16 protein-coding genes are annotated in these 18,710 nt (G+C 46.2%); 10 read left to right on the top strand and 6 right to left on the bottom strand.

Annotated elements, in window-relative coordinates:
- Window positions 1-54: 54 nt before the first annotated feature.
- The gene (locus tag ACCB35_RS21175) at window positions 55-216 is read left to right on the top strand and encodes a hypothetical protein (protein WP_374055207.1); all 162 of its coding nucleotides are present in this window, start codon (window positions 55-57) and stop codon (window positions 214-216) included.
- A 42-nt stretch (window positions 217-258) separates the two neighbouring features.
- On the opposite strand, the gene argH is transcribed toward ACCB35_RS21175, so the two are convergent.
- From argH to ACCB35_RS21150, 5 genes are read right to left on the bottom strand one after another with little or no spacing between them, the layout of a single operon-like run.
- Window positions 259-1,749, bottom strand: coding sequence for an argininosuccinate lyase (gene argH, locus ACCB35_RS21170; protein ID WP_374055206.1), 1,491 nt, complete (start codon window positions 1,747-1,749; stop codon window positions 259-261).
- A gap of 16 nt (window positions 1,750-1,765) precedes the next feature.
- Window positions 1,766-3,457, bottom strand: coding sequence for an ABC transporter permease (locus tag ACCB35_RS21165; RefSeq protein ID WP_374055205.1), 1,692 nt, complete (start codon window positions 3,455-3,457; stop codon window positions 1,766-1,768).
- Window positions 3,454-4,560, bottom strand: a complete 1,107-nt coding sequence (locus ACCB35_RS21160; RefSeq protein ID WP_374055204.1) for an ABC transporter ATP-binding protein — start codon at window positions 4,558-4,560, stop codon at window positions 3,454-3,456. The genes ACCB35_RS21165 and ACCB35_RS21160 overlap by 4 nt, the downstream gene beginning before the upstream one ends.
- 14 nt (window positions 4,561-4,574) lie before the next feature.
- Window positions 4,575-5,663 (bottom strand): extracellular solute-binding protein, encoded by a 1,089-nt coding sequence (locus tag ACCB35_RS21155; protein ID WP_374055203.1) that lies wholly within the window; start codon window positions 5,661-5,663, stop codon window positions 4,575-4,577.
- 18 nt (window positions 5,664-5,681) lie between these two features.
- On the bottom strand, window positions 5,682-6,884 hold the full coding sequence (locus tag ACCB35_RS21150) for an ROK family transcriptional regulator (protein ID WP_374055202.1): 1,203 nt from the start codon (window positions 6,882-6,884) through the stop codon (window positions 5,682-5,684).
- Between the two features lie 308 nt (window positions 6,885-7,192).
- On the opposite strand from ACCB35_RS21150, the gene ACCB35_RS21145 reads away from it, so the two are divergent.
- The gene (locus tag ACCB35_RS21145) at window positions 7,193-9,694 is read left to right on the top strand and encodes an NEW3 domain-containing protein (protein ID WP_374055201.1); all 2,502 of its coding nucleotides are present in this window, start codon (window positions 7,193-7,195) and stop codon (window positions 9,692-9,694) included.
- A 271-nt stretch (window positions 9,695-9,965) separates the two neighbouring features.
- Here ACCB35_RS21145 and ACCB35_RS21140 read toward each other — a convergent pair whose 3' ends face one another.
- Window positions 9,966-10,382: a helix-turn-helix transcriptional regulator gene (locus ACCB35_RS21140; protein ID WP_044339957.1), complete on the bottom strand. Its 417-nt coding sequence runs from the start codon at window positions 10,380-10,382 to the stop codon at window positions 9,966-9,968.
- A gap of 197 nt (window positions 10,383-10,579) precedes the next feature.
- Here ACCB35_RS21140 and ACCB35_RS21135 point away from each other — a divergent pair, with 197 nt between their 5' ends.
- From ACCB35_RS21135 to hutG, 8 genes are all read left to right on the top strand, one after another.
- Entirely contained in the window at window positions 10,580-10,795 is a 216-nt protein-coding gene (locus ACCB35_RS21135) for a hypothetical protein (protein ID WP_374055200.1), read from the top strand.
- A 166-nt stretch (window positions 10,796-10,961) separates the two neighbouring features.
- Window positions 10,962-11,555: a transposase gene (locus ACCB35_RS21130; protein WP_374055199.1), complete on the top strand. Its 594-nt coding sequence runs from the start codon at window positions 10,962-10,964 to the stop codon at window positions 11,553-11,555.
- 90 nt (window positions 11,556-11,645) lie between these two features.
- A complete protein-coding gene (locus ACCB35_RS21125; RefSeq protein WP_044339954.1) occupies window positions 11,646-12,128 on the top strand; it encodes a hypothetical protein in 483 nt (160 codons plus the stop codon).
- Between the two features lie 277 nt (window positions 12,129-12,405).
- A complete protein-coding gene (gene hutP, locus ACCB35_RS21120) occupies window positions 12,406-12,852 on the top strand; it encodes a hut operon transcriptional regulator HutP (protein WP_301280440.1) in 447 nt (148 codons plus the stop codon).
- Between the two features lie 270 nt (window positions 12,853-13,122).
- Complete coding sequence (gene hutH / locus ACCB35_RS21115) at window positions 13,123-14,655, top strand: histidine ammonia-lyase (RefSeq protein ID WP_374055198.1); 1,533 nt, start codon at window positions 13,123-13,125, stop codon at window positions 14,653-14,655.
- Entirely contained in the window at window positions 14,648-16,318 is a 1,671-nt protein-coding gene (gene hutU / locus ACCB35_RS21110) for a urocanate hydratase (protein ID WP_374055197.1), read from the top strand. The genes hutH and hutU overlap by 8 nt, the downstream gene beginning before the upstream one ends.
- Window position 16,319: 1 nt before the next feature.
- On the top strand, window positions 16,320-17,606 hold the full coding sequence (hutI, locus tag ACCB35_RS21105; RefSeq protein ID WP_374055196.1) for an imidazolonepropionase: 1,287 nt from the start codon (window positions 16,320-16,322) through the stop codon (window positions 17,604-17,606).
- Window positions 17,584-18,534 carry a formimidoylglutamase gene (gene hutG / locus ACCB35_RS21100; protein WP_374055195.1) on the top strand — a complete coding sequence of 317 codons (951 nt, stop codon included), beginning with the start codon at window positions 17,584-17,586 and terminating at the stop codon, window positions 18,532-18,534. Before hutI ends, hutG begins: the two co-directional genes overlap by 23 nt.
- The last annotated feature ends 176 nt before the right edge of the window (window positions 18,535-18,710 follow it).

Genomic DNA, 18,710 nt, shown 5'->3' with positions numbered 1-18,710 from the left:
CTAATAGTGTAATAAAGTGATAGAAACTGTTTTATATTGTAGGAGGTTGTCTTTTTGAAAGGAAATGTCAGCAAGGAACAATACGTTCTCTCTGTAATCCAGAAAGCTTATGACAAGGGTCAGCAAGGCGATATGGATACAGATAAAATGATCGATTGGTTGAAACAAGAATTACAGACTGGATATGCTCTAACCCAAAGTCGAAAAGCGCTGTAGAATCCTTAATGGGAATCTCAGCGCTTTTTGGTTTATATATGTTCAAAAACGGAATGAAACTAAGGCTTTCCGCTTTTGATTAAGTGATTCAACGGTTTTATCCAGCTCCTCTATTTGAAGGGAGAGGGCTCTGTTCCTGATTTGAACCATTCTTGAAACCTCATCAGGGTTGGGACCGCCCTGGATATTTCTTATTCTAATAAAGTATTCAGGGGAAATGATTTTCTTCCATTCTTCATCAGTCAATGAAATAGTGGCATGTTCTTGAATCATTTTGTTGATCTCTTCAATATTCCAGTCATAAAGCTCCTTTCGTTCCTGAATCGTTTTTCTGGAAATGAAACTGGCGATGGAATGTGCTTTTCGAAATGGAATATTGTAATCCCGTGACAGGGTATCGGCGAGCTCGGTGATGGTAATGCTCGATTTCTTGGACATTTCTTTGGCATGATCCTTGTTTACTTTTAAAGTGGCAATGACGGCATACATAAGCTTTAAAACACGGTTTGCGTTGTTAAAAGCCCGATAGAGGTGTGGCTGCAGATCATCCTCTGTATCCACGATGTCACCGAACGGAGTGTTATGCACCATGTTCAGTGCGGCTAGGGCATCCCCGTAAGCGCTGCTTGCGATGGAACGGGAATGTTCGATGGAAACCGGGTTTCTTTTTTGGGGCATGATACTGCTGACCTGCACATAAGGGTCTGCCACCAGGAACGTTCCGAACTCCCTCGTGACATGCTGAAGGAAGTCCTGGATCCACCTGCCTGTATTGACCATACAAGTCATCAGGGCCGTAGCGGTTTCCAATAAATAATCTGCGCCTCCAATCGAATCATAAGAGTTTTCGATGATTGAATCAAAACCTAACAATTCCCGTGTCCGCTCCCGGCTGATGGGAAATCCGGTCGTTGTGAGGGCAGCTGCCCCCAGTGGAGACTGGTTCACGGTTTTATAGGCCGCTTTCAGGCGTCCAATATCCCTTTGTAACACATCGTAAATGGCTAAGAAATAATGTCCCAGTGTGGTGGGCTGTGCCGGCTGGGTATGTGTGTACCCTGTCATATACGTTTCTGTGTGCTGTTCTGCTTGTGCGAGCAGCACTTCACTCAGTTGATTGGAGGTTCTTAGAAGGTGCAGGAGGTGCTCCCTCAATACAAGGCGATACATGGCCACACCCATATCATTCCGGCTTCTTCCGATATGGATCTTCCCTGCCAGTTCGTCTCCGATTTCCTCGCCGATCTTAGCTTCCATCATAAAGAACAGGTCTTCAAATTGGGGCTGATAGCAGACTCCTGCGACCTCTGTTTCTGCGACGGAATTAATCCCCTCAAGCATCTTTCCCGCTTCGTCCGGTGAAATGATGCCCTGCTCGGAAAGCATGATGACATGTGCCCGGTGAATATCGAACATGACATGGAACAGGTAGTCACGCTGGTCGTTGAATACAGGCATTAACAGCTCTTCAACATACGTTTTACCCGGAAAAGAGCTGCCTTCATTCTTAATGAAATCTTCTAAATTGATCATTCTTTCAACTCCGATTCTAGGATAATGATTTTTCAGCTTTCACACCGAAAAACTTATTTGAAATGAACAGAATGACAGCGATGATGGCGATTTGAATCATTCCGTAAGCAGCAGCCTGCCCCATATTAAACATGCGAAGCTGGTTCATGATTTCAATGGAAATAGGGCGGTTGGATATGGTGTAAAGCAATACGGATGTTGGAAATTCCCCGACTGATTCTACGAAAGCGAGGAGCGTCCCTGCCAGGACCCCTGGCATGATGATAGGCAGGATCACTTTTCTAAAAGTATAAAACCATTTAGCCCCTAAGCTCCTTGCAGCTTCTTCAATCGAGTCATCCAGCTGTTCCAGTACCGCATTGGTTGAACGGACGACCAATGGGATATGCCGGATAAAGTAGGCTAACGGCAGGATCCAGAAAGTACCGACAAGGATGTTTCCGAAAGAGAAAATAGTCGGCTCGTTAAAGGCAAAAATCAGGTTCATCCCGATGACGGTTGCCGGAAGTGCCCAAGGGATCATCACTAGAATATCGACAAAGCTCTTACCGACAAATTTCCTCTTCACTAATAAGTAAGAGGTCAGTACCCCGAAAACCAGGTTCCCTGCTGTTGCAATGAATGAAAGAATCAAACTATTTTTGAGCGGTTTAAATATATTCGGGTCCTCAAAGAGTAACCGGTAATTTTCGAAATTAAAAACGCTTGGATACGTCTGCCATGTCCATGTACCATCCGGAACAAGAGAGAGAAGCAGGATGGTGAAGTGAGGCAGGAGAAGGATGACGACTCCGACAACACCTGCAGCGACCAGTGTCCACTTCATGAATGGATTCTTCACTTCACTTCGATGAGCACCGATCCCCTTTGAAGCCATACGGTAATCTTTTCGATTCTGATACCATCTCATGAAAAGTAAGAAACTGATGGACACAATCGAGAGGATGACAGATTGTGTAGCGGCGACTTCCATATCACCATTTATCTTGGAAAAATAAATTTGTAAACTTAAAACGCGGAATCCTCCTGCCAGTAAAAAAGGTGCGCTGAAGGATGCCATTGAAATCATAAATACGAGCAACGAGGCAGCAACGATCGCTGGAGTCAGTAATGGAAAGGTCACCTTCCAAAAGACCTTGAATCGATTGGCTCCCAGGTTAAAGGCCGCTTCCTCCAAAGATGGATCGATTTTATTGATGGCTGAAGAGACAGTCATATAGAAATACACATACATGGTGTATGCGTGGACGATCAAGATCCCAGAAACACCGCCGATTTTAAAGGGAACGTCCTTCAATCCGAACAAATCTTTGATGGCGTTCGGTATTAATCCCGTCTCACCGTATAAAAACATAAAGGCCATGACCCCGACCAGGGAAGGGAGGACGATGGGCATGATGGCGGCGGTTGAAAAGAAGTTGCGACCCGGAAAATCATAGCGATTAAAAATGAACGCCAGTGGAATTCCGATCAGGGCAGCGACCAGGACACTTAAAACCGAGATATAGACAGAGTTCCATAAGGCTTCCAGATTTGTTTTCGATTCTTGAGTGAAGAAGTCTGCGTAGTTTTCAAATCCTATGCTGCCGTTTTTGTTCAAGCTTTCCAGAAACGTCCGCAATGAAGGATAAAGCACATAAGCAATCAACACCAGGAGTACAGGCAGCAGCAGCCATAAAGTCAAGCGGGTGTCCCGATTCTTTATCATGGGGCATCACCGCTGATCACCGGGATGAGACGCATATGTTCTTTAGGGAATTCAACCCGGATTTCATCACCCGGTTGAAGCTTATTGGAAAGAAGAGTATTCAATGTATGAACCTGTAAGAGCTGCTGGTCAACTTCGATCTGGACGTTAATGACGGATCCGAAGAAGTGAACTTCCTTTACGGTTGCTCTGAACACATTTTCCCCTTCATGATGTTGATCCACAAGCTTTATAGCTTCGGGACGGATCGAGAGGGCGATGTCACCTTGCTCATTCATTTCTCTAATGGAAGGATGGTTATGTACAGCGATCTCTTTGGTGATCGAGCCGCTTTTTGCAGAGACGTACACGCTGTTTTCCTCGACGCGATCAAGAGAAACAGGCAATAGATTGATCTCTCCGATGAAACGGGCGACAAAGTCATTGGCAGGTTCATTATAGATTTCAGTCGGTGTCCCTACCTGATGGCATACCCCGAAGTTGAAAACGGCGATCCTGTCACTCATGGAGAGGGCCTCTGCCTGATCATGGGTCACGTAAATAGTAGTGATGTTATATTCTTTCTGTAATCTCAGGATCTCGCTTCTCATTTCGTCACGAAGTTTCGCATCCAGATTGCTGAGTGGCTCATCCAATAAGAGGATTTCCGGTTCGATCACCAATGCACGGGCTAACGCGACACGCTGCTGTTGACCTCCGCTTAATTGACTCACTTGACGATCGGAATATTGTTCAAGTCTGACTTTAGTCAAAACATCTTTGACCCGGGCCTTTACTTCTTTAACGGCCAGCTTTCTGACTCTTAATCCGAAAGCAACATTTTCAAATACTGTCATGTGAGGAAAAAGGGCATAGTTTTGAAAAACCATGCCCGTATTTCTTTTTTCAGGAGGTACGCGCGTCATGTCCTTTTCACCAAAACGGACCACACCTTTAGTAGGATAGTAGAATCCGGCGATCATCCTGAGGGTGGTTGTCTTGCCACAACCGCTTGGACCAAGGAAGGTAAAGAATTCCCCGTCCCTGATATCCAAGTTTAATTGATCAACTGCTACAACCTTTCCAAAGGCTTTTTGGACATTATCTATTTTTATCGACGCCATACCGGTCACACTTCCTATTCTTTGATTTCTTTCTCTCCGTTTTTGATGTTTTCATCCCAATGCTTCATCCATTCATCGCTTTTTTCCTGGAATACTTTCCAGTCGATGTCCATACTCTTGATTTCTGTTTCCGTGATCCACTCAGGAAGTCCCTCGACATCGTTTCTCGTCGGAATGCGATAGAATTCTTCCGCCAGGATCTTAGCGGCTTCCGGTGTATTGACAAATTCGTAGAATGCTTCAGCAGCTTTTGGATGAGGAGCGCCTTCAACAAGTGCGATCCCCTCTGTCAGAACAGGTGTCCCACTTTCAGGGATGATGAATTCGAACGGGTAGTTCTTGTTTTCTTTTAACATGACGACATCCGGCATCGCCCAGACGGAAAGAGCACCTTCGCCTTTAGCAACCTTGTTGTACATCATTTCCGGATTAGCTGAATATTCCTTTGTGTTCGCGTCCAGTTTCTCAAGCCACTCATATCCTTTAGCCGGATCATTTGAATCTTTATAATCACGATAGATCATCGCAGAGAAAATCGTTCTCATCGTTCCGGAAGCAAGAGGATAACGGATGATGATCTCGTCTTTCCATTTAGGATCCAATAACTCATCCCAGTCTTTCGGTGCTTCTTCTTTCGAGATTTCCTTGCTGTTATACATGATCACTTCCGGCGTCTGGCTCGTACCTGACCAGTTCCATTCAGGATCGTGGAAGCCTTCATCCAGGCTTGATGCATAAGACGGTTCGTAAGGTTTCAGTAATCCTTCGTCTTTCGCTTGATCGAAGTTTGTGGAAGGGGCTCCCCACCAGACATCTGCCTGCGGGTTATTTTTTTCGGAGCGGATCCTGTCCAGGATTTCCTGTGACCCCATATCGAGCCATTCAACGTCGACATTGTATTTTGCCTCGAATTGCTGTTCAAATTTAGACAGGATGTCTTTTCCATGAGGAGAGTACACAACAATCTTTTCTTCGAGCTTGTTTTCTTTTTCATCAGAGCTGCCTGAACTGGACCCCTGTTCTGATCCGCCGCAAGCTGAAAGCAATAAAGCAGCAGATAGAGAAACCGTTGTCATCACCGATAATTTCTTGTTCAATTTCATGAAAAATCCCCCTTATTATCAAAAATTAATCATTCCCTCGTGCTCGCGTAAAAACAGTGAAACCGCACCTAAAACGCCAACATTTCCCCCTAATTGTGAAATCTTCAATTCTACTGAACTTGGAAGATACTGATCAACCATTTTCCGTAGTCTTGGAAGAATGAAATCGGATGACTTTAACACACCACCTCCTAAAATGATGACCTCTGGATTTAGTAAGCTTGCTGCATTGATGATCCCATAGCCCAGATGGTCAATCGCATCATTGACGACGGAAAGGGCGGTCGGGTCACCGGACTTTGCCAGATTAAAAGCGGTTTCCCCGGATAACTCTGAGTTTCTGGCTTCTTCATAAGCCGGATGATCAGGATTCTCCAATACCAGGGTTGTCAGTTTATGCCCAATGGACTTGCCTCCGGCTACACTTTCCAGATAGCCATATCGATGAAACATCGGTTTAAAGTCATTCTGGAGGTCATCTTTATCTGTCACCATATAACCAATCTCTCCTGCAGCATTCGAATGTCCCCTGTAAAGCTGATTATTGATGATAATCCCGCTTCCGATCCCGGTCCCCACGGCCATGAATAGAACGTGGCGATTGTTTTTGGCGCTTCCGACCCACTGCTCACCAAGTGCGGCAACATTCACATCGTTGTCCACGTGGATGGGGAAGGGGAAGTGTTTTTCAGCTTCTGAAAGAATCGGATATCGGATCCAATTGAGGCTCGGGGCTTCAAGGACCACCCCGTTCTGTGTGATTCCCGGTACGCCCATGCCCATTCCCAATACGTCGCTTGTTTGGATCTGAAGATGATCAAGCATGCGGAAGACATCTTTTGCAATCTGCTCCAAAAGACCTGTCTGCAAATAGTGTGATGTTGAAAAACTCTTTGACTGAATGATATTTCCACCTAAATCGGAAACAATTGTTTTCACCTTTGTACCGCCAATATCGGTTCCAACCACATAGGCGGCTTTTTCATTGAAAAATAGCTGAATCGGCTTCCTTCCTCCTTGGGAAGAAGAGGGACCGATCCCTTTTTCATAAATCCATTTTTCTTTTATCAATTCATCTACAATCAACGAGATGGTCGGTTTACTCAAGTTCATTTGTGCAGCAATTTCCGCCCTGGAAATAGGGGAGTTTTCTTGAATGCACTGAAGTACTCTCTTTTTATTCAACGATTTCATCTGCATAGGTGCCCCTCTTAAACTCATTGCATCACGGCCTTCTTTATTTTGGTTAGTAAAGTTTACTAATTAACAAGAAATATACCTTATTATGGAATAAGTTACAATAGTTATTTTAATTTTATGATAATTTAAAATGTTAATATGACAACAGTTTGAATTATCTGTAAAATAATTATTTACATTATTATCCTTATGTGATACTAATTAGGAGAGGTTGCCGGGTTTAGTTAGTTAGGTAATTTAACTAACATACTAAAGACCTATGACGAAAGGAGTGGAGAGTGGCAGTTTAATGATTAACCAAGTTTCTAAAAATGAAAGGGGTTACACGAATGAAGTTTATGAGCTATTTACTTTCGTTATTGCTGGTGCTTTCTTTTTTACCTTTTAATGGTGTCGTTCATTCAGAGGAGCATGACGTGGAATTATGGAATGTTGTCAAACCTCTGGATACGACGGTTTCGTTCTTGAACACAGGGGCTCACCCCGATGACGAAAGAAGCGATTTCCTTGCCTACCTATCCCGTGGCCTTGGAGTGAAAACATCAAGCCTGATTGCGAATAGAGGAGAGGGCGGCCAAAATGAAATCGGCCAGGAGCTCGGGAATGCCCTTGGAATCATCCGCTCCAGGGAAATGATCGAAGCCGCCAAGATCACCGGCGTAAAAGCCTACCACCTCAGTGAAACCACCTCAGATCCGATTTACGACTTTGGATTTTCCAAAACCCCAGATGAAACGCTGGAAAAGTGGGGGGAAGAACTCACTTACGAACGACTGATCCGCTTCATCCGGACCTACCAGCCAGATATCTTAATGCCATCCTTCAGAGACTCCGACACCCAACATGGACATCATCGCTCCATCACCATCCTTAGTGAACGTGCGTTCGAGGACGCTGCAAACCCAGACGTATTCCCGGAACAGCTGGAAGAAGGCTTGTCGGTTTGGCAGGTGAAGAAGTTCTATTTACCTGCACAATCAGAAGAAACAGCCACGACTTCCTTGGAAATCGGAGACTACGATCCCATCTATGAGATGTCTTACCCGCAAATCGGGGAAGAATCCCGCTATATGCATAAGAGCCAGGGAATGGGGAATGACATCGGGGTCGCCCCGAGACAGACTCACTTGGAATTAGAGGAGAGTTCCGTAGAAATTAAAGGAACGGACGAATTGTTCGAGGGAATCCCATATGATTTTAAAGAGTGGGGAGAAGAAATGCCTAAGGGTGAGAAATCGCTCAAGGTCCACTATACCAAGTTTCAAAAGAGCCTGGAAGGGATCATATCAAGCTATCCTGATCGAGGAGAAGCGTTCAATAAAACACAGAAAGCCTTGAAAGAAGTTGAAAGACTAGAAAAGAAAACCGAGAAATCAAAGCTTGATGAACAAATGAAGAATGACTTGCTCCACAAAATCTCTTTGAAGAAAGAGCAGCTGCATGCAGTGAGCTTTGTCGCTTCGGAATTGAGTGTCGATGCCTCTTCTGAAACGACCATTTTGACAAAGGGGCAAGAGGTGCAGGTGAAAGTGCAAGTAGCCAATCTTGGAGAAGAAAAGCTGAAAAAAGCGAAAGTCGAACTCGTGACACCGGAAGATTGGGTTGTTGAGAGCGGTGGAAAAGCGGTTGACCTCAAGCCTGGTGAGGAACGTGAAGTAGTATTCGACGTTCAAGTTCCGAATGAAGCCGATTATTATCATGCATACGAAGAGCCGGTCATCCAGGCTAAAGTGAGCTTTGAGGCAGCCGGTGCAAAAACGACCCACGTTCAAGATCTCGATGGAACCATCGCCGTCCTGCCTGACGTAGGCATAACCCTCAACCCGGAAGATATCGTGGTCAACAGGGCTGAAGTACAGGATGAAATCCCTGTGGTCGCGAAGGTGAAGAACTACCGAGATGGAGCAACCTCTTCAAAGGTATCGCTCTCGGCTCCAGAGGGTTGGGAGGTATCCCCTCAAGAGGTGACGGTTCAATTCGATGAGCAACAAGAGGAGAAAGAGGTATCCTTTACGCTCAGTCCGCCGGAAGACATCGGTGAAGGGAATTTCAAGGTCGATGCACAAGCCGTCGTCGACGGTAAAACCTTCTCTTCAACGGTCCAGGAAATAAGCTATGACCACATCGGGACATTCTATTACCTGTATGATTCAAAAGTGAACGGAGTGGCGTTTGAATTGCTGACGCCTGAAAACTTGAAAGTAGGTTACATTGAAAGCGGCTTTGATAAAGTGGCAGACTATCTCAGCAATGTGGGGATGGACATCACATCACTCACGGAAGAAGATTTAGCGTCGGGAGATCTCAGCCAATACGATACGATTGTGACCGGGATACGTGCTTATTTATCAAGGGATGACCTGGTTGCGAATAATCCGCGTCTGAAAGAATACGTGGAAAACGGAGGGCATCTGGTTGTGCAGTATCATAAACCGAATGACGGATGGGATAAAAATACGACAGCGCCTTATCCACTGGAAATCGGCAGCCCGTCGATCCGCTGGAGAGTGACCGATGAAAATGCGGACGTGACGGTATTGCAGCCGGAATCACCATTATTCAACTACCCTAATACGATCACGGGATCGGACTGGGATAACTGGGTACAAGAAAGAGGCTTATACTACCCGATGACATGGGATGACCGCTACGAAACATTCGTCAGCATGGCAGACCCGGGTGAAGACCCATTCGACGGAGGCATCCTCATGGCCGAATACGGACAAGGAACCTACCTATACACCAACCTCGTATTCTACCGCCAAATCCAAGGCGGAATACCAGGAGGCTACCGGATCTTCACCAACCTGCTGAGCTATGGACAGAACTAAGAGAGGGAACTAAGAGAGGGACGGACCTTTGTTTTTTTCGTAGTGTGGTTTATGAGGCCTTGGTGCATTAGTGTTAACAGGATTTGGAGGGGTTGGAGGGACGGACCTATATAGAGGGAGGTTTCTCAAGAAAACCCCGGTACTATAAGGTTCATCAATCCTTTTGTACGATTGTAGGGACGGACCTGCAGCAAAGGCGGTGACTTCGGAACCCTCCTACACTACTAGGTTCATCGATTTCTATGAGGTGATTCGAGGTCCGTCCCTCGAGTCACCAATCCTTCATCGTCTGGTAAAGGTGATTGACCTGGGTGATGAATTTTTCTTTGCGTTTTTCTGTGAAGTAGGTGAGGGAGGATAGGGTACGTTTGAATTTTGGGTAATCTTGAAGGATCTTCAGGATTGCCCTATTTTCTTGGTCTTCGAAGTTTTCTCTAAGGATCATGGGATCGTGACCATTACCACCAAGACTTCCACTTTCCTCACCATACATAATCCGGTTCATTTCATGGGTGGGAATCTTATAGACTTCTTTGAAGGTAAGGAGCATTTTATACGGGATGTCCCTTGTGCCGTTCTCATAGTTTGATAACGTACTCTGATTGATATTTAAACGAGAGGCGGCTTCTCTCTGAGTAAGCTCCAATACGTCATTCCGATAATGCTTCAACTCTATATGTAAGTCCATTCTATTCACCGACTATCCCTTTTTTCTTCAAGATAAAGGTTTTAATAGATATCAACGGAAAATTACACGATTTGAAATATGATTATTGATTACAAATGAAGATAATCTAGAAAAGGTATACATAATTACATTAAAACGTATTAAAATGTAAATATAATTGTAATTTTGTCGAATTGGGGGTAAAGGTGGAAGATAGAATGGGAGATTGGAACAAAGGGAGAAAGATTCATGCCACGTATATAGTGGAAGCGAGACCCAGTTTAACGGGAAAGGTCAAATGGATCCGGTTGAGGTCAGAATCAAACCTGGTATTCAGTACTAAACATAACGGCAAACAGCGTGTAATCTACTATTCTAAAAACAGCTTTACCAGCGGGGCAACCAGAAGAAATTACCTACTAATAGAAGAATAAAGATGAGGGACGGACCTCTAAAGTTTACATTGGAGATAACCAGCCTGATTTAACGCCTTTTGCAAATTTCCAGAGGTCCGTCCCTCAAAAAAAGAGGATTTTGTGGAGATGTGTCGAATAGGTAATTGTACGAAATTCAGTTTGAATTAAATGAAGGAGTGATGTTATGGTACGAACGCCTCGGGAGTGGTGTCCGGGAGCCACTTATCATGTGACAGCGAGAGGGAACCGGAAGCAAGACTTGTTTCATGACATTGAAGACCGAAAGAAATATTTATCCTATCTGCAGGAAACGAAAGACAAGTATCCCTTTACTATCCACGCTTACTGTTTAATGTCCAACCACATTCATCTTCTGATCGAAACCCATGATATTCCACTCCAACAGATCTTCAGAATCCTTCATACCCGTTACGCCATTTATTTCAATAAAAAATACGATTATGTCGGCCATGTCTTTCAAGGGAGATATGGATCCACCAAGATTGACACCCCAGCCTATTTTATTAAGGTCAGTAGATATATTCATCAGAATCCTGTCAAAGCCAAACTTACAGTCGTCCCCGAGTATTATCCATGGAGCAGCTACCCCTCATATGTCCATTCCATCGACAATCCCCTCCTATCAAAGGAGAGGACCCTGGCCTATTTTCCAGATTCAGAAGTGAAGCTTTATAAAGGATATGTAGACCAAGAAGTAGAAAAGGAACTCCCAAATGAGGAATTTGATGAAATTACAATTAAAATTGTAAAAAATTAAATTATTTTTGTAAAAAAATGAAGGAAAACAGATATTTATGTCGAAATCCATGTTTGTAGGACAAAATTCCTATTCCGAGGAGGAGAAAGAATGAAAAAAGACTTTATATTGGTGTTCGAGGATTTTCACGTTTCAAAGAGGAGCATCAAGAAATCGAAGAAGCATTTAGTTGTGTTTCAAGGCCAACATTATTACAACAAGCTGGTTGTTGTGAACCGCCCCCCTGGATTTTCACATGCACTTGAAAGCATCATGTATTCAGATAAGATTCTGGAGACTGTTGGATTCACCACTCTGTTTGCCGTTCCAATTGATCGGAATCACTCGATCCCGTTCAAGTTTGTCCGCATAGGAGACAAGGAGCCAAAGGATTGTAAAATAGTGCTCGAGAAACGAAATGGTGCAGAGCTTTTAAACATCAAACCTTTATACCCCATGGATGAGCCACTGACTAATGAAGACAAAAATGATATTTTATCCTATCTAAGCATGAAGAGTGATGAAGGAACTGTCACCTACCTCATGAACAATCCTCAAGTGTATAAAGGAAAAGGAAAAAAACAAGAAGAGTAAAGGAGGAATCAGACGAACCTAAACTGAATAGGTACGTCTTTTTTAAAGCACTTTAGACAGTAGAGTGATTTAGGGACGGACCTCCAATGTTTAATCCATGGCACACCACCTGCGTTTTCACCTTAGCTTATCTCCCAAAACCCTTTACCACGCTACCAAACTACCTCTCTAAGTTTCTAAAATCAGCACTATTTTCGTTGACCTCTTACCTGCCAGACCATACAATGTAAGTAGTTATTAGTATTTTTAGAATTTTCACGTAAGGTGCGAATGCCACTTGGAAAAGACAGACCATACTCGTATCGGAAAGAACGCCATGCTTCTTCTGCTCGTAGATAAGGATGAAGAAGAGTGGAACCGGCATTTCAATGAACTGAATTGGAGTTACTGCACCGGGAAAATCGGATCCATGGACAGTCAGAAAATCGTTGCTGCGATTGAAACGGCAGCAAAACGAAGTGATCTTGTCCGTGAAGATTTGTACCGGGAAATGCATGCCTTATATCACGCCATCATGGAGGCATTAACGGGTGTGACCCGCGGCCATACGCAATTGGGTGAGATCCTGCGCACGGTGGGATTGCGCTTTTCGGTTGTTAGGGGAACTCCATATGAGAGTGAAGAAGAAGGCGAGTGGATCGCGGTTGCTTTATACGGAACGATTGGTGCGCCCATTAAGGGGCTGGAGCACGAGACAATCGGACTTGGAATTAATCATATTTAAATAATTTAGAGCCTAAAGATATTAGTTGAAAGGAGGCTCGACCAACGGCAGAAGTCTGTCTTTGGTCGAGCCTCTTTTTGTGTGGAATTTTGGGGTCAAGAGAGTCTTTAGGGAGTGGACAGTGAAGATTCGGAGGTCCGTCCCGCAGTGGTTTAAAGCGTTAAAGAACGCAACAACAATAATAGTGGTTTAGAGGGGTTTAGCGAGACTGAGGTTGTGTAGAGGCAATTTAGAGAGGTCCGTCCCTAAAAATATGAAGAGGTGATTGTAATGGTGGAGTTGACGGGTTGTAGTTTGACGCTGGATGAGGCGAAGAGGGTTATTTATGGGAAGGAGCAAGTTGAGCTTTCGCCGGTTAGTATGGAGCGGGTGCGGAAGAGTCGTGAGGCGGTTGAGCGGATTGTGAAGGAGAAGCGTGTGGTGTATGGGATCAACACGGGCTTTGGGAAGTTCAGTGATGTGTTGATTGATGCGGATGATGTGGAGGAGCTTCAGCTGAATCTGATTCACTCACATGCGTGTGGAGTGGGTGATCCGTTCCCGGAGAACGTTTCACGTGCCATGCTTCTACTGAGATGCAACGCTCTTTTAAAAGGGTATTCTGGTGTTAGACCAGTGATCGTCGAAAGACTGGCGGAGTTCTTGAACAAAGGAATCCATCCAGTGGTCCCACAGCAGGGGTCACTTGGAGCAAGCGGAGACTTAGCGCCACTTTCTCATCTGGCTCTTGCATTGATGGGAGAAGGCGAAGTCCACTATCAAGGAGGGGTACATCAAACCCTCCCTGTCCTTTCAAAAGAAAATATCTTCCCTATCCAGCTTCAGGCAAAAGAAGGATTGGCACTCATCAATGGAACCCAAGCGATGACGGCGATGGGGGTAATCGGATATCTGGAAGCAGAGGAACTGGCTTTCCAAAGCGAGATGATTGCAAGTCTGACCTTGGAGGGACTTAGAGGAATCATGGATGCCTTCGACGAAGATATTCACTTAGTCAGAGGATATCCTCAACAGGTCGCAACGGCAAAAAGAATCCGGGATTACCTGGAAGACAGCAAGCTGACAACGAAGCAAGGAGAACTCAGAGTCCAGGACGCGTACTCATTACGGTGCATCCCGCAAGTACATGGAGCATCCTGGCAGGCACTTGACTATGTAAAAGAAAAGCTGGAAATCGAAATGAACGCAGCGACGGATAATCCCCTGATTTTCGATGATGGGGAAAAGGTCATTTCAGGAGGGAACTTCCATGGACAGCCGATCGCCTTCGCCATGGATTTCATGAAGATCGCCGTAGCAGAGCTTGCCAATATTTCAGAAAGACGGATCGAACGATTGGTGAATCCGCAGCTGAATGACCTGCCACCTTTCTTGAGCCCGCAACCGGGACTTCAATCCGGTGCCATGATCATGCAATACTGCGCGGCATCACTCGTATCCGAAAACAAAACACTCGCCCATCCAGCGAGCGTCGATTCCATACCGTCATCCGCCAACCAGGAAGACCACGTCAGCATGGGAACCATCGGATCACGACACGCTTACCAAATCCTGCAGAACACAAGAAGAGTCCTCGCAGTCGAACTCATCTGCAACCTGCAGGCAGCAGAACATAGAGGGACGGACCTCCTGGCAAGCAAAACACGCCAATTTTATGAAGCAGCGAGAAAGATCATTCCTTCCATTACAAAGGATCGCATCTTCTCGAAAGACATAGAAAAAGCCAACCAGTGGCTTCAGCAAACAACGCTTAGCACACTAATCAAACCAACCAAAACAAAGGAGGAAACGACAAATGGTTAAAGCAAACAAACGCATCGTACACGTAAAAAGAGGGACGGACCTTGAATGCAAAGGATGGGAGCAGGAAGCGGTCCTCCGCATGCTCTATAACAATCTTGATCCTGAAGTAGCGGAAATCCCTGAAGATTTGGTTGTATATGGTGGTATCGGGAAAGCGGCCCGTAACTGGGAGTCCTTCGACGCAATCGTCCACACGCTCAGAAACTTGGAAAATGATGAAACCATGCTTGTTCAATCGGGAAAGCCGGTCGGTGTATTCAAAACCCACAAAGCGGCACCAAGAGTTTTACTATCAAACTCGGTCCTTGTACCGAAATGGGCAAACTGGGAGCATTTCCATGAGCTGGATCAGAAAGGACTCATGATGTACGGTCAAATGACGGCGGGAAGCTGGATTTATATCGGGACACAAGGGATCCTGCAAGGGACGTATGAAACATTCGCGGCACTTGCCAAGAAACATTTCAACAACTCCCTTAAAGGTACAATCACTCTCACAGCAGGACTAGGTGGAATGGGTGGAGCACAGCCACTCGCCGTCACCATGAACGGTGGAGTCGTGATTGCAGTCGATGTTGACGCAGAACGCATCCAAAAGCGTCTCGATACGAAATACTGTGACGTGAAGACGGATTCCATCGATGAAGCGTTAATGATGGCCTATGAAGCACGTGACCAGGGCAAGCCTCTCTCCATCGCCTTGCTTGGAAACGCGGCAGAGGTTCATCATGAACTCTTAAAGAGAAACGTCCAAATCGATATCGTAACCGACCAAACATCTGCTCACGACCCATTGAACGGCTATGTACCAGAAGGCTATTCATTAGAAGCAGCTGCCGAACTACGCAAACAGGACCCGAAAGCCTACACAACCCTTTCACAAAAAAGCATGGCCAAACACGTGGAAGCAATGCTCGAGTTCCAACATAGAGGCTCCATCGTATTCGACTACGGCAACAACATCCGTCAGGTAGCGAAGGATGAAGGGGTCGACAATGCCTTTGATTTCCCTGGCTTCGTTCCAGCCTATATCCGTCCATTATTCTGTGAAGGAAAAGGACCTTTCCGCTGGGCTGCACTGTCAGGTGACCCGGAGGATATCTATAGAACAGATCGCCTGATCAAAGAGCTTTTCCCAGAAAACGAAGCACTGAATCGCTGGATCGATATGGCACAGGAGCAAGTGGCATTCCAGGGACTGCCTTCACGCATCTGCTGGCTTGGATACGGCGAGCGTGTGAAAATGGGTCTTGCCATCAATGAACTCGTACGAAATGGCGAGTTGAAAGCACCGGTCGTCATCGGACGTGACCACCTGGACTGCGGATCCGTTGCTTCACCGAACCGCGAGACGGAAAGCATGAAGGACGGAAGTGACGCAGTGGGAGACTGGGCAATCCTGAACGCCCTCATCAACACAGCAGCAGGCGGATCATGGATATCCTTCCACCACGGCGGCGGAGTAGGGATGGGGTACTCCCTGCACGCTGGAATGGTGGTTGTGGCAGACGGGACGGACCTTGCACAGGAAAGATTAGAACGCGTCCTTACAACAGACCCAGGAATGGGTGTCATCCGCCACGTCGACGCAGGCTACGACATCGCAGAAAAAACAGCAGAAAAACACAACATCCACATCCCGATGAACAAAGGAGGAGAATAATATGACCGCAGAAAAACACTTCGACACCATCATCGACAACATCGGACAGCTCCTGACTATGGATCATGGGGACGGACCTCTAAAAGGCGAGGAAATGAGTAAAATCAAGGTTTCAGAGAACGCGGCCTTGGCCATCAGGGACGGACTTGTCGCTTGGATCGGAACCCATGAAGAGGCACAGTCCCTCAAAGCAACGGAACGAATCGACGCAGAAGGAAAGCTCGTCACACCAGGTCTTGTTGATCCGCACACTCACCTGGTCTTTGGAGGCTCACGTGAACACGAAATGGCCCTCAAACAGCAGGGAGTTCCATACTTAGAAATCCTGAAACGCGGGGGAGGCATCCTATCTACAGTAGGCGCCACGCGCGAAGCATCAGAAGAAGAGCTGCTCACTAAAGCGCGCTTTCACTTAAACAGAATGATTTCATACGGAGTCACAACTGTCGAAGCGAAAAGCGGCTACGGACTTGACCGACCAACTGAACTAAAACAGCTGAGAGTAGCCAAACAACTAAACGAATCGCACCCGGCAGACATCGTTTCCACATTCCTTGGAGCGCATGCGATCCCACCGGAATTCAAAGGGCGCTCCGACGAATTTTTAACGGAAATGCTCGACCTGCTGAACGATATCGAAAAAGGTCAGCTGGCTGAATTCGTCGATATCTTCTGCGAAACAGGGGTATTTACAGTAGAACAATCCCGGGAGTTCCTGACAAAAGCAAAAGAAAAAGGCTTCTCCGTAAAAATTCACGCTGACGAAATCGATCCACTCGGCGGAACGGAAATGGCAACTGAAATTGGCGCAACTAGCGGAGACCACTTGGTTGGCGCATCAGAAAAAGGCATCCAGGCACTGGGGAAAACAGACACCATCGCGGTCCTACTGCCAGGCACATCCTTCTACCTGAACAAAGGCAAGTTCGCCAACGCAAGAGGCATGATGGAAGCGGGAGCAGCCGTCGCCCTGTCAACAGACTTCAATCCGGGAAGCTCACCGACGGAGAACCTGCAGTTCATCATGAATCTGGCATCTCTGCAATTGAAAATGACGCCGGAAGAAATCTGGAACGCCGTCACCGTCAACGCGTCCTACGCCATTAATAGAGGGGACTCAGCAGGAAAGTTGGCGCCAGGGCGCCAAGCTGACATCGTCCTATGGGATGTACCAAACTATCATTACGTACCTTATCACTACGGGGTGAACCACACCCACACCGTCATGAAAAACGGCCGGATCATCTACCGCAAGGAGAAGCTTCATGAGCACATTTCAACACATTAAACAGGCGGGTAAAGCGCAGTTCAAAGACCGCTACACAACAAAGGCAGCAGAACTGCTGACGGCTTGGGAAGAGGGAAAGAAAGGGGACATCGCCATCGTCGGCGCCCCCCTCTCCAAACCTTCCATCTCCCACTCAGGAGCAAGCTTTGCACCCGATGCAATCAGACGATGCCTTAACTCGTTTACGACGTACAATATCGAAAGAGGGACGGACCTCGCCGACGACAAGAAAACCATCATCGACTTCGGCGACATCACCATGCACCCGACCTCAATAGAAGACTGCCATCAACGAATCTATGAATCAGTCAAAGACGCTACGAACACCAATGCAGCACCATTCACCATCATCCTTGGAGGCGACCACTCCATCACAACTTCTGCGGTCAAAGCCATCAAGGAAGCGAAAGGCACAGTCGGCATCATCCAATTCGATGCCCACCATGACCTCCGTAACACGGAAGACGGCGGCCCTACCAATGGGACACCTTTTAGAAGATTAATAGAAGAGGGACATATTAAAGGTGAGCACCTCATCCAAATTGGTATCCGCAATTACGCCAACGCCAAAGCCTATCATGATTATGCAATCGAGCAGGGGATCACGGTCTATACGATGAAGGACGTCAGAAAACACAACTCGTCGATCGCAGAACTCATCCAAGACGCCATAGCCCAACTAGAATCCCAAGTCGACACCATCTACCTTTCAGTAGACATGGACGTCCTCGACCAGGCATACGCTCCGGGCTGCCCGGCAATCGGTCCAGGCGGAATGCATCCGGATACATTAATGGAGGCAGTTCAAACCGCCATGCAGCATCCTAAGGTAACCACCATGGACATCGTGGAAATCGATCCGACACTCGACATCAGAGATATGACAAGCAGAGTAGCAAGCCTCTTGATCATAAATTCAATAAACTAACCAAGGTCCGTCCCTCACCGCTTTAACGCATTGAGGGACGGACCTTCATTTTCAGTGATGATTATGATACATACATGTAGAAGCTGGGAAAAAAGTATTTTAGTCTAAATGCAACCCGAACCAACCCGCTTCTTAGAGGCAGATTGGTTCGGGTTTATTATTTATTTTTGGCCCAT

Source organism: Rossellomorea sp. FM04394, from assembly GCF_041889765.1.
Classification (GTDB): domain Bacteria; phylum Bacillota; class Bacilli; order Bacillales; family Bacillaceae_B; genus Rossellomorea; species Rossellomorea aquimaris_B.
This window is presented reverse-complemented; position numbering and strand designations above follow the sequence as displayed.